Origin of the sequence: Clostridium sp. OF09-36 (genome assembly GCF_003481985.1) — a bacterium.
GTDB lineage: Bacteria > Bacillota > Clostridia > Lachnospirales > Lachnospiraceae > Brotaphodocola.
In genome coordinates, this window is record NZ_QUMD01000010.1 from 1 (window position 1) to 12,559 (window position 12,559).

The 12,559-nt window shown below is 51.5% G+C and carries 6 protein-coding genes and 4 pseudogenes; 9 read left to right on the top strand and 1 reads right to left on the bottom strand.

The window, feature by feature from the left end:
• The 5 genes and pseudogenes from infB to DXA97_RS09495 form a co-directional block, all read left to right on the top strand.
• A partial coding sequence (infB, locus tag DXA97_RS09475; protein WP_118719787.1) for a translation initiation factor IF-2 occupies nucleotides 1-2,093 on the top strand: 2,093 nt, incomplete at its 5' end.
• Nucleotides 2,094-2,225: 132 nt separating this feature from the next.
• On the top strand, nucleotides 2,226-2,591 hold the full coding sequence (gene rbfA, locus DXA97_RS09480) for a 30S ribosome-binding factor RbfA (RefSeq protein ID WP_118531946.1): 366 nt from the start codon (nucleotides 2,226-2,228) through the stop codon (nucleotides 2,589-2,591).
• A 15-nt stretch (nucleotides 2,592-2,606) separates the two neighbouring features.
• Nucleotides 2,607-3,575: a bifunctional oligoribonuclease/PAP phosphatase NrnA gene (locus DXA97_RS09485; RefSeq protein ID WP_118719794.1), complete on the top strand. Its 969-nt coding sequence runs from the start codon at nucleotides 2,607-2,609 to the stop codon at nucleotides 3,573-3,575.
• Nucleotides 3,575-4,569, top strand: a pseudogene (truB, locus tag DXA97_RS09490) (tRNA pseudouridine(55) synthase TruB). The gene DXA97_RS09485 and the pseudogene truB overlap by 1 nt, the downstream one beginning before the upstream one ends.
• Nucleotides 4,570-4,571: 2 nt before the next feature.
• Complete coding sequence (locus DXA97_RS09495) at nucleotides 4,572-5,525, top strand: bifunctional riboflavin kinase/FAD synthetase (protein ID WP_118719798.1); 954 nt, start codon at nucleotides 4,572-4,574, stop codon at nucleotides 5,523-5,525.
• An 81-nt stretch (nucleotides 5,526-5,606) separates the two neighbouring features.
• Here DXA97_RS09495 and DXA97_RS09500 read toward each other — a convergent pair.
• Nucleotides 5,607-7,084: pseudogene (locus DXA97_RS09500) on the bottom strand (DUF1846 domain-containing protein).
• 231 nt (nucleotides 7,085-7,315) lie between these two features.
• Between DXA97_RS09500 and DXA97_RS09505 the strand changes: the two are divergent.
• The 4 genes and pseudogenes from DXA97_RS09505 to hprK all read left to right on the top strand — a co-directional run bounded on the left by DXA97_RS09505 (nucleotide 7,316) and on the right by hprK (nucleotide 12,534).
• Nucleotides 7,316-8,920, top strand: a complete 1,605-nt coding sequence (locus DXA97_RS09505; protein WP_118719800.1) for a putative glycoside hydrolase — start codon at nucleotides 7,316-7,318, stop codon at nucleotides 8,918-8,920.
• A 26-nt stretch (nucleotides 8,921-8,946) separates the two neighbouring features.
• The gene (locus DXA97_RS09510; RefSeq protein ID WP_118719802.1) at nucleotides 8,947-9,492 is read left to right on the top strand and encodes a DUF1653 domain-containing protein; all 546 of its coding nucleotides are present in this window, start codon (nucleotides 8,947-8,949) and stop codon (nucleotides 9,490-9,492) included.
• Nucleotides 9,493-9,576: 84 nt separating this feature from the next.
• A pseudogene (uvrC, locus tag DXA97_RS09515) lies at nucleotides 9,577-11,486 on the top strand (excinuclease ABC subunit UvrC).
• A 125-nt stretch (nucleotides 11,487-11,611) separates the two neighbouring features.
• Nucleotides 11,612-12,534 (top strand): annotated as a pseudogene (gene hprK, locus DXA97_RS09520) (HPr(Ser) kinase/phosphatase).
• Nucleotides 12,535-12,559 lie beyond the last annotated feature (25 nt).

A 12,559-nucleotide genomic window follows, 5' to 3' on the forward strand; every position in this document is an offset into this window, starting at 1 on the left:
ACAGAGACAACCGTCAGGGCGGCGGCTTCGGTGGCAACAGAGACAACCGCCAGGGCGGCGGCTTCGGTGGAAACCGCGATAACCGCCAGGGTGGCTTTGGCGGAAACCGTCAGGGCGGTGCAGGAAGACCGGGTCAGAGAGACGGCGGCTCCAAGAACTATGATACCCCGATCCAGACCAAGCCGACCAACAACCGTCAGCAGACCAACAATGCACACAAGAAAGATAAATACGATAAGACCAGAATGATGGAAGACGGACCAAGAAACAAGAATGGCAAGGTTTCCAAGCATCCGTTCATCATGCCGCAGAAGCCGGTTGAGGAGAAGGTAGAGGAGACCGTAAAGGTAATTACCATTCCTGATGTTCTGACCATCAAGGAGCTGGCTGACAAGATGAAGCTGCAGCCGTCTGCAATCGTTAAGAAGCTGTTCTTACAGGGCAAGATCGTAACCTTAAACTCCGAGATTGATTTCGAGCAGGCTGAGGAGATCGCAGTAGAGTACGATGTTCTCTGCGAGAAAGAGGAGAAGGTCGATGTCATCGCTGAGCTCTTAAAAGAGGACGAGGAGAACGAGGAAGATATGGTTTCCAGACCGCCGGTAGTCTGCGTTATGGGACACGTTGACCATGGTAAAACTTCCCTGCTTGATGCGATCCGTCAGACCAACGTTACCTCCCGCGAGGCAGGCGGCATCACCCAGCACATCGGTGCTTACACGGTAGATGTACGTGGACAGCAGATCACCTTCCTGGATACCCCGGGACATGAAGCATTCACCGCAATGCGTATGCGTGGTGCTCAGTCTACCGATATCGCGATCCTGGTTGTAGCAGCAGACGATGGCGTTATGCCGCAGACCGTTGAGGCAATTAACCATGCAAAAGCTGCAGGCGTTGACATCATTGTTGCCATCAACAAGATTGATAAGCCGTCTGCAAACGTAGACCGCGTAAAGCAGGAGCTGGCTGAGTATGAGCTGATTCCGGAGGACTGGGGCGGAAATACCGTATTCGTACCGGTATCTGCACACACCAAGGAAGGTATTCCGGAACTTCTGGAGATGATCCTTCTGACTGCAGAGGTAAAAGAGTTAAAGGCAAACCCGAACCGCCGCGCAAGAGGTCTTGTCATCGAGGCTGAGCTGGATAAGGGCAAAGGACCGGTTGCTACCATTCTGGTACAGAAAGGTACCCTGCGTGTGGGCGATAACGTAACTGCAGGTCCGTGCTATGGTAAAGTCCGTGCAATGATGGACGATAAGGGCCGCAGAGTCAAAGAAGCTGGTCCGTCCATGCCGGTTGAGATCCTCGGCTTAAATGATGTTCCGGGTGCAGGCGACGTGCTGATGGCAACCGAGAACGAGAAAGAGGCAAGAAGCTACGCAGAGACCTTCATCTCTGAGAGCAAGAATAAATTACTGGCAGACACCAAGGCTAAGATTTCCCTGGATGATCTGTTCAGCCAGATCAAGGCCGGTAATGTGAAGGAACTGCCGATCATCGTAAAAGCAGATGTACAGGGTTCCGTAGAGGCAGTAAAACAGAGTCTTGTAAAACTGTCCAACGAGGAAGTTGTGGTCAAAGTCATCCATGGCGGCGTTGGTGCGATCAACGAGTCCGATGTATCCCTGGCATCCGCTTCCAACGCGATCATCATCGGATTTAACGTACGTCCGGATGCTACCGCGAAGTCCATTGCAGACCGCGAGAAGGTAGACCTGCGTCTGTACCGCGTCATCTACCAGGCAATCGAGGATGTCGAGGCCGCTATGAAGGGTATGCTTGATCCGGTATACGAGGAGCAGGTCATCGGTCACGCAGTTGTCCGCCAGACCTTCAAGGCATCCGGCGTTGGTACCATTGCAGGTGCTTATGTCATGGATGGTAAGTTCCAGAGAGGATGCTCCTGCCGCATTACCCGTGATGGCGAGCAGATCTTCGACGGTGCGCTTGCTTCCTTAAAGCGTTTCAAGGACGATGTCAAGGAAGTTGCAACCGGTTACGAGTGCGGTCTTGTATTCGAGAAGTTCAATGATATCAAGGAAGACGATATGGTAGAGGCATATACCATGGTAGAGGTACCGCGCTAGGATTTTAGGATTTAAAATTTCGTGACTGCGACTGTATGTCAGGCAGTCATGGATCCCCGAAACTTAAGGAAGGAAGCACTGGCAGTTTTGCCCGGTGCTTCCTTTAAGAGTATTTAGAGAGGAAGAAAAATAATGCGTAAAAACAGCATCAAAAATACAAGAATCAACATGGAAGTGCAGAGAGAACTCAGTGAGATCATCCGCACCGAGATCAAAGATCCGCGTGTAAATGGTGCCATGACTTCTGTTGTGGCAGTAGAGGTTACGCCGGATTTAAAATATTGCAAGGCGTACATCAGCGTACTTGGCGACGAGGAGCGCGCGAAGGATGCCTTGACTGGCTTAAAGAGTGCGGTCGGCTACATCCGCAGAGAGCTGGCACACCGTGTCAACTTAAGAAATACCCCGGAGATCACCTTTGTTCTGGACCAGTCCATCGAGTATGGCGTGAACATGTCCAGACTGATCGACGAGGTCACCAAAGACTTGAAAGACTGAAAGGAGTGACAGTAAATGCAGGAACGCAAACTGATGGAAATGGTGGAAGCCGCAGGCACGATCGCCATTGCCGGTCATGTGAGACCGGACGGAGACTGTGTGGGCTCCTGCCTTGCTGTGTGCAACTATATTACGGAGCAGTATCCGGAAAAGACGGTGGATGTCTATCTGGAGACTCCTCCGGTGAAGTTTTCTTATTTAAAGCAGTTTGAGCGGATCAGTTCCGATTCCAATACCGGAAAACAGTATGAGCTTTGCATCTGCTTAGACAGCGGAGACCGGGAACGCCTCGGAAACAACGTGGTGTATCTGGATACTGCAAAGACCAGCATCTGCATCGATCACCACATTACCAACAAAGGCTATGCTGCAAGCAACTTTGTAAATGCCAGTGCCAGTGCAACCTGTGAATTTTTGTATGATTTTCTGGACGAAGAAAAGATCAGCAAAGAGGTGGCAGAGTGCATCTATACCGGCATCATCCACGATACCAACGTGTTTAAAAACAGCAATACCACCGCAAAGACCATGGAAGTAGCCGGAGTGATGATGGAAAAAGGGATTAACTTCTCTCAGATCATCGACGGCAGCTTTTATAAAAAGACCTATGTGCAGAACCAGATTATGGGACGCGCTGTGCTGGAGAGTGTGCTGTTTTTAGACGGCAAATGCATTTTCAGTGTTGTGCGCAAGCAGGACATGGATTTCTACGGCGTGGAAGCATCCGACCTGGATGGCATTGTCGACCAGCTTCGGGTAACGGACGGTGTAGAGGTGGCCATCTTCCTTCATGAGACGGAGAACCATGTATACAAGGTAAGCATGCGCTCCAACAACTTTGTGAACGTCAGCAAGGTGGCTTCCTTCTTTGGAGGCGGCGGACATGTCCGGGCAGCCGGCTGTACGATGAGCGGAAGCGTGCACGATGTCATCAACAACCTTTCCGCACTGATTGAAAAGCAGATAAAGGAGTACAACGCCTAGTGGACGGAATCATCAATGTATACAAGGAAAAGGGCTTTACCTCCCACGATGTGGTAGCGAAGCTCGTGGCATCCTGCGCATGAAAAAGATTGGGCACACTGGTACTTTGGACCCGGCAGCGGAAGGGGTACTTCCGGTCTGTTTAGGCAAGGGCACCAGACTGTGCGATATGCTGACCGATAAGACCAAGACCTACCGCGCTGTGCTGCTTCTGGGACAGGAGACCGATACCCAGGACACTACAGGAACAGTTCTGGCAGAGTATCCGGTCGAGGTAACCGAAGAAGCCGTGCGGGAGGCAATCTACAGCTTTCTTGGTGACTATATGCAGATCCCGCCGATGTACTCTGCCTTAAAGGTCAACGGGAAAAAGCTTTACGAGCTGGCCCGTCAGGGCAAGGAAGTGGAGCGTCAGCCAAGACCGGTTCAGATTCTGGATATCCAGATCGGGCAGGTGGATCTGCCGCGTGTGACATTTTCCGTGACCTGTTCCAAAGGAACCTACATCCGTACCCTGTGCTACGATATTGGAAGAAAACTGGGCTGCGGCGGCTGCATGGAATCTTTGCTCCGCACCCGCGTGGACCGCTTTAAGCTGGAAGACAGCCTGACCCTGTCCCAGATTGAGAAACTTCGGGATGAAGGACGCGTAGAAGAATACGTGGTCCCGGTAGAAGGCGTATTCCTGGGACTTCCAGCGCTGGTGACAAAACCGGGAGAAGGGGACAAGCTGGTACATAACGGGAATCCGTTTACGGCGGAGCTGGCAGAGGAGATGAAGCATGAAATGCCGGATAAATCTGTGAGCGGAGGAAATTTGGACGCAGAATTATCTGCCTGCTCTGAAAGCGAACATAATTTGGCTGCATCGGCTGCAGATCGCTTCGATGGTGTCCGGGTCTACGACAGTGAGCATCATTTCATCGGCATTTACCGCTACAGCGAAGAAAAACGGCGTTATCAGCCACAGAAAATATTTCTTGGGGGAAACTAGTTATGAAGGTAATTACCGGGACCAGGGAGTTTTGTATCGAGGAACCAACCGTGGTAACCATTGGAAAATTTGACGGGCGGCATCAGGGACACCAGAAGTTGTTAAAAGAAATGCTGCACTTAAAAGCAAGCCGCGGATGGAAGACAGCAGTCTTTACCTTTGACATGGCACCGCTTGGTGTTGTGGAAGGAAAGCGGGCGACGGTTATTACCACCAACGAGGAACGCCGCAACAACATGCAAGCCATGGGTATGGACTATCTGGTGGAGTATCCCTTCAACCGGGAGGTGGCTGCCATGTCGCCGGAACGCTTTGTCACGGATGTGCTGGCTGGCCAGATGCACGCAAAGGCAGTGGTTGCCGGCCCGGACTGCAGCTTTGGCTATAAAGGAGCCGGAAACGCAGAGCTCCTTCGCAAGATGGGGCCGGAATACGGGTTCGAGACGATCATCATCGAGAAAAAGCAGGACGAGCACCGGGATATCAGCAGTACCTATGTCCGGGAAGAACTGGACCGCGGCAACATCGAGAAAGCCAATGAGCTTTTAGGTGAGCCTTATGCGATCCACGGAACCGTGGTACATGGAAACCACATCGGCGGCGATGTCCTGGGATTTCCGACTGCCAATATCCTTCCGCCGCCAGAGAAGCATCTGCCGCCGTTTGGCGTGTATGTTTCCCGCGTACTGATCGACGGAACGTTTTATGGCGGGGTCAGCAACATCGGCAGAAAACCTACGATCCAGGGAGAAAATCCGGTCGGGGTAGAAACCTATGTTATGGGACTGGATGAAAATCTGTACGGAAAAAACATTCAGGTCCAGCTTTTAAATTTTGAGCGGCCGGAGCAGAAGTTTGACTCCCTGGAGGCACTCAAAGAGCGGATCGGGAAAGATAAAGAATATGCGGCCGCGTATGTGGCAGCGCATCCGGAAATGTTTGGGACAAAAGCATAATAGAGCGGAAAAGGAGGCATTCCCTGTTTATGGGAATGCCTCCTTTTTCGTGAGATAATAGTAAACCAGAAAATTAGGCTATTAGTGATACAGCCGGTTGTTTTCGTAGATCGGTTCAGAAGTCAGGTTCAGGCCCAGCTTCTTGAAGGTGTTGGTATCAACAGAGGAGAGCATAACAGAGGTGTGAAGCTCGCATCCTCTTAATTTCGGAAGCTGCTCTAATGCAAGCTTTGCGTTCGGATCGGTTGCGGCGCACATGGAGAGGGCAATCAGTACCTCATCGGTGTGCAGACGTGGGTTTTTGCTTCCAAGGTATCCGGTCTTTAATCCCTGGATCGGCTCAATGAAGGTCGGGGAGATTAAGTGGATGTCGTCGGAAATGCCGCCGAGTTCTTTGACTGCGTTTAACAGGACTGCTGCGGAAGCTCCAAGCAGGGCAGTGGTTTTTCCGGTGACGATCTTTCCGTCCGGAAGCTCCATGGCTGCAGTCGGTGCGTTGGTCTCTTTGGCAAGGTTTACAGCAACCGGAACGACACTTCTCATGTCGGTTGTGATCTTAGCCTGCTTCATAAGGAGCTCAATCTTGTAAACCTCGTCCTTGCTGCCCTTGTCTTTTGCCACGCGGTTTAATGCCTGGTAGTAACGGCGGATGATTTCCTGGCGGGATGCTCCTGGCATGCTTCATCATCGATGATGCAGTTTCCGGCCATATTGACGCCCATGTCAGTCGGGGATTTGTACGGGCAGTAGCCGTAGATGCCCTCGAACATGGCAGCCAGAACCGGGTAGATCTCGACGTCACGGTTGTAGTTCACGGTAGTCACGCCGTAAGCCTCTAAGTGGAACGGATCGATCATGTTGACATCGTTTAAGTCTGCGGTAGCAGCCTCATATGCCAGGTTGACCGGATGCTTTAACGGGATGTTCCAGATCGGGAAGGTCTCGAATTTTGCGTAGCCAGCCTTGATGCCGCGCTTGTTCTCATGGTAGAGCTGGGAGAGGCAGGTAGCCATTTTTCCGCTTCCAGGTCCCGGTGCGGTGATGATGACAAGCGGCTTGGTGGTTTCGATATAGTCGTTCTTTCCATAGCCCTCGTCGCTTACGATGTGGGCGATGTTGTTCGGGTATCCGTCGATCGGATAATGACGGTATACTTTGATGCCAAGATGCTCAAGCTTTGTCTTAAAGACATCTGCGGAAGGCTGTCCGGTGTAGCGGGTGATAACAACGCTGCCGACATACAGACCCTTGTCGCGGTATTCCTGGATCAGACGGAGAACATCTGCATCGTAGGTGATGCCAAGGTCGTGGCGAATCTTGTTTTTCTCAATATCTGCGGCATTGATCGCGATGACGATCTCGGCCTGGTCCGCTAACTGCAGAAGCATTTTCAGCTTACTGTCCGGCGCAAAGCCCGGCAGGACGCGGGAAGCATGGTAGTCGTCAAACAGCTTGCCGCCAAACTCCAGATATAACTTGTCTCCGAACTGGCTGATCCGCTCGCGGATGTGTTCGGACTGCATCTTTAAGTACTTTTGATTGTCAAATCCAATTTTCATAGTAATAATACCCCTTTCCATGCGTGCTATTGTACCATATCTAATTCAGTTTTGCACCTGGATTTGTCAAAAAAATAGAATGTGTGTTATAATCGGCTTATACTGTGGGTTTACGCTACTGTACGCGATAGAAATTTCCTGAATCAATGGGTGTGCCACTGGCATCTCACTGATGTCTAACGAAACTGAAAATTCCGTACAGAATTAGAATGCAGGAGAGGAATTACGCGCATGAAAGAAAAACGAAGATGGCTTCTGGCCGGTCTGTTACTGTTTATTTTTGTAATCACGGGATGCAGCTTTCGCCATAATGCTGAGAAAATTGCCACGGCACCTGATCCGATCGTGGTGGGGAACGATGCGCAGGATCAGACGGAAGCGGATGCAGCAGCAGACAGAGCAGGGCAGAATGCAGAAGCCGAAGAACAAAAATTAATATCAGAAATTGAAATTGAATCCAGACCGCACCGGGATGCTATAAAGGCAAAGGGCATTTATATTTCTGCTTATGTGGCAGGAACTCCGGCCATGGTGGATAATCTGCTTCAGGAGTTTGATAAGACCGAGGCCAATGCGCTGGTCATTGATTTTAAGGATGACTTTGGCCGCGTAGTGTGCGAGACGGAGTCTCCGCTCATAAACCAGCTTGGTTCGACGAAGGTTTATATTGAAGATATGGCCGGGCTGATGCAGAAGCTGAAAGAACACAACATTTATACCATTGCGCGGATCCCGGCATTCCGCGATGCGTGGCTTTCTGAGGCACAGCCGGACTGGTGTGTGAAAAAGTCCGATGGAACCGTGTTTAAAGACCGCGATGACCACGCTTGGGTCAATCCTTACAAACAGGAAGCCTGGGATTATCTGACGGAGGTTGCACTGGAAGCGAAAAAGCTGGGATTCGATGAGATCCAGTTTGACTATGTGCGCTTCTGCACGGAAAAAGGCATGCGTGATGCCGTCTTTGATGAGGAAGACACAAAGGGGCGCAGCCGGACGGATATCATTCTAGAGTTTATGGAATACGAGTATGAAAAGCTGAGTGCAGAGGGTCTGTTTGTGTCGGCCGATGTGTTTGGCGCGATCATCAACAGTGATGTGAATGCGGATTCCGTCGGACAGATCTACGGGGAGATGGCGAAGCATCTGGATTATATCAGCCCTATGATCTATCCGTCCCATTATTCAGATGGGAACTATGGGATCGATCACCCGGATATACGTCCGTATGATACTATCTGTGCGGCGCTGACCGAGTCCAGAAAGGAATTATACTTTGCCGGATTAAATGGAGAGCATGTGGCAGAGGTCCGTCCGTGGCTTCAGGATTTTACGGCCAGCTGGCTGAAAAATCATATCCCATATGGCGGGGAGCAGGTGCGTGACCAGATCCGGGCAGTCTATGACTGCGGCTACAACGAGTGGCTTTTGTGGGATGCAGCCTGCACCTACGACTGGGACGGACTCTTAACGCCGGAGGCGGCAGAAGAGGAACAGAAAGCAATCGAAGCTTCCAGAGCCGGGCTTCCGGAGACAACCTATGCTCCGGAAGAAGCCGGGCATGATGCCCTGACGGTGCCGCCTGATGCTAGTGCGCAAACTGGAGCGGAAGAACGGAGCGGAGACGGAGCACAGAGTGGAGGCGAAACACAAAGGGAAAATTCTGCTTCTGCTGGAAAGGCCGGTGCAGTTGGGAATGCTTCTTCTGGCAAAAAAGGAGAAAAGCTGGCTGTCGGGGATTTCCCGGCGGCCCAAGCTCTTTCGGAAGCGCTGGAAACCGTAGAGGAGCCGGGAACTCCGCCGGAGACTGGGACAACACTTCCGCCAACCGTGTAAATAAAGAAAAAAGGCAGGAATCAACTATGACAGAGCGAATCGTAAGACCGGGTGAATTTTACCGGCATTTTAAAAATAAACTGTACCAGATCGTGGCGGTGGCAAAGCACTCAGAGACTGGAGAACGCATGGTAGTTTACCAGGCGCTTTACGGGGACTACGGGGTGTATGTGCGGCCCTACGATATGTTTACCAGTGAGGTAGATCACGAGAAATACCCGGAAGTGAGCCAGAAGTGGCGGTTTGAACGGGTAGAATTTTCCGGACAGAGCCCGGAGTTACCAGAAGCATCGCTGGACATGGCACCATTCGAATCAGACCAGAAAATTACGCAGCACTATGCCGACCGCGCTCCGGATCCGGCATTTATCCAGTTTCTGGACACGGAGGATTTTGACCTGCGTATGGAATGCTTAAAGCAGCTGGAAAACCGCATCACCCAGCAGGAACTGGACAGCATGTATCTGGTGCTTGACATGAAGCCAGAGCGTGGATCATTGCAGGAGCAGCTTTACGCGGTGCGCCGTTTCCTCACCATGCAGAAGCGGTATGATGGCAGCAGGCTGCGCTAAAATTTTTGCAGGGACAGTCGAAGCTTCAGCAGAATCCCTGGAAATTTTGACAGACAGTGCACGAGAAAGGGAAGACAGAAAACGATGTTATTTGATATTGAAGAGGAACTGAAAAAGCTTCCGTCCCAGCCGGGCGTCTACATCATGCACGATGCAAAGGATGAGATCATCTATGTGGGTAAGGCCATCAGCTTAAAGAACCGGGTGCGCCAGTATTTTCAGAGCAGCCGCGGAAAAACGGCCAAGATCCAGCAGATGGTCTCCCGCATTGCCCGGTTTGAGTACATTGTGACGGATTCGGAGTTAGAGGCCCTGGTGCTGGAATGCAACCTGATCAAGGAACACCAGCCCCGCTACAATACCATGTTAAAGGATGATAAGGCCTATCCATACATCCGTGTGACGGTGGGAGAAGATTTTCCGCGGGTGCAGTTTGCGCGGACCATGAAAAAGGACAAGAGCCGGTATTTTGGTCCATACACCAGTGCCGGAGCGGTAAAAGATACGATCGATCTGATCCACAAGCTTTATAAGGTGCGCACCTGCAACCGTTTTCTGCCACGTGACATCGGTAAAGACCGGCCCTGCTTAAATTATCACATTAAGCAGTGCGACGCGCCGTGTCAGGGTTATATCAGCAAAGAGGCATACGCAGAACATATCCGGCAGGTGCTGGAGTTCTTAAACGGACATTATGACAATCTCTTAAAGCAGCTGGAGCATCAGATGATGGATGCAGCTGAAAAGATGGAATACGAAAAGGCGGCGGAATACCGGGATCTCTTGGCCAGTGTCAAAAAGGTAGCCCAGAAGCAGAAGATTACCAGCAGCAGTATGGAGGACCGCGATATCATCGCGCTGGCGATGAATGACACAGACGCAGTGGTGCAGGTCTTCTTTGTGCGGGAAGGCAAGCTGATCGGGCGGGAGCATTTTGGCATCCGTATTGGTGCTGAAAAGGAAAGCAGCCAGATCCTGACCAGCTTTGTGAAGCAGTTTTATGCCGGAACCCCGTTTTGCCAAAAGAACTGTGGGTGCAGCAGGAGCTGGAGGACACGGAGGTGATCGGGCAGTGGCTCAGCACCAGAAAAGGACAGAAGGTCCGCATTGTGGTGCCGAAAAAGGGAGAAAAGGAGCGGCTGGTCGAGCTGGCCCGGAAAAATGCTTCCATGGTGCTGCGGCAGGATTTTGAGCGGAACCAGAGGGAGGAGATGCGCACTACGGGAGCTATGAACGAGGTGGCTTCCTGGCTTGGTCTTTCCGGGGTGCGCCGGATGGAGGCATTCGATATCTCCAATATTTCTGGATATGAATCGGTTGGTTCCATGGTCGTCTATGAGGACGGCAAGCCCAAGCGCAGCGATTACCGCAAATTCCGCATTAAGACTGTTATCGGGCCAAACGATTACGCTTCCATGCGTGAGGTGCTGATGCGGCGCTTTACCCACGGTCTGGAGGAATTATCCCAGCTGAAGGAACGCGGTGTGGAGAAGCAGTTCGGAAGCTTTACCCGCTTCCCAGACCTTCTGATGATGGATGGCGGCCGGGGACAGGTCAATATTGCGGAGGAGGTGCTTTCGGAGCTTGGACTTTCCATTCCGGTCTGTGGCATGGTAAAGGATGACAATCACCGCACCCGCGGACTCTATTACCAGAATGTGGAGATTCCCATTGACCGGCATTCGGAAGGCTTCCGGCTTATTACCCGTATCCAGGATGAGGCACACCGCTTTGCAATCGAGTATCACCGCAGCCTGCGCAGCAAGAGCCAGGTACGCTCGATCTTAGATGATATTCCGGGAATCGGCGATACCAGACGCAAGGCGCTGATGAAGCATTTCCAGTCCATCGAGGCGGTGCAGGCCGCCAGTGAGGAAGAACTTGCCCAGGTGCCTGGCATGAACCGTGCTGCGGCAGAGAGTGTTTACCGTTTTTTCCGGAAAAAGAAGGAGGATGTGCCGGTGGAGGTCGTAGAGGAAACCGGAAACGTGTAAAACAGTAACGCTGTAGTTTTACTGCATAAACACCGGACTTGGACGGTAATGACAAGTTGCGGAAAATATGATATGATAAAACTATTCTGAAAACAGGTATAAAAAAGATAAAGGAGCGGGGCAATATGTACGGTGTAACGATTACAGAACTGATCGATAAAATGAAAATGAGAAATGTACTTCCGGATATTGATACAGACAAGGTGGTTTTAAGCCATCCGGATGTAAACCGTCCGGCACTGCAGCTGACCGGCTTTTTCGACCATTTTGACCGGGAGCGTGTCCAGATCATCGGATATGTGGAGCAGGCTTATATCAATACCCTCCCGAGGGAAGTGCGGGTGGAGCGTTACGACAAGCTCTTATCAAGTGAGATCCCGTGCGTGGTATACAGCCGTGGGCAGGAACCGGATGAAGACATGCAGGATCTTTGCCTGCATTACCAGGTGCCGCTCATGGTATCGGATAAGAGCACTTCCGATCTTATGGCAGAGGTGATCCGCTGGCTGAAGGTAAAGCTGGCTCCGTGCATCAGCATTCATGGTGTTTTGGTTGATGTATTTGGTGAAGGTGTCCTGATCATGGGCGAGAGTGGCATCGGTAAGAGTGAGGCGGCTCTGGAGCTGATCAAGCGCGGCCACCGTCTGGTATCTGACGATGTGGTGGAGATCCGCAAGGTCAGCGACGCGACCCTGGTAGGAAGTGCGCCGGATATCACCAAGCATTTCATCGAGCTTCGTGGTATCGGCATCATCGATGTTAAATCCCTGTACGGTGTTGAAAGCGTCAAGGATACCCAGAATATCGACATGGTCATCAAGCTGGAGGACTGGGATAAGGACAAAGAGTACGACCGGCTGGGACTGGAGGACCGCTATACGGAATTCTTAGGCAACCAGGTAGTGTGCCATAATATTCCAATCCGTCCGGGCAGAAACCTGGCGATCATCGTTGAGTCCGCTGCGGTCAATTACCGTCAGAAGAAGATGGGCTACAACGCAGCCAGGAGCTTTACAACCGTGTACAGGCAAATCTGGGTAACAAGTAGAAAGAAAAGCATCTATGCGGGCTGC

Coding starts and splice junctions, on each gene's coding strand:
- DXA97_RS09485 (WP_118719794.1), top strand. CDS start 2,607: ATGCAGGAACGCAAACTGATGGAAATGGTGGAAGCCGCAGGCACGATC.
- rbfA (WP_118531946.1), top strand. CDS start 2,226: ATGCGTAAAAACAGCATCAAAAATACAAGAATCAACATGGAAGTGCAG.
- DXA97_RS09505 (WP_118719800.1), top strand. CDS start 7,316: ATGAAAGAAAAACGAAGATGGCTTCTGGCCGGTCTGTTACTGTTTATT.
- DXA97_RS09510 (WP_118719802.1), top strand. CDS start 8,947: ATGACAGAGCGAATCGTAAGACCGGGTGAATTTTACCGGCATTTTAAA.
- DXA97_RS09495 (WP_118719798.1), top strand. CDS start 4,572: ATGAAGGTAATTACCGGGACCAGGGAGTTTTGTATCGAGGAACCAACC.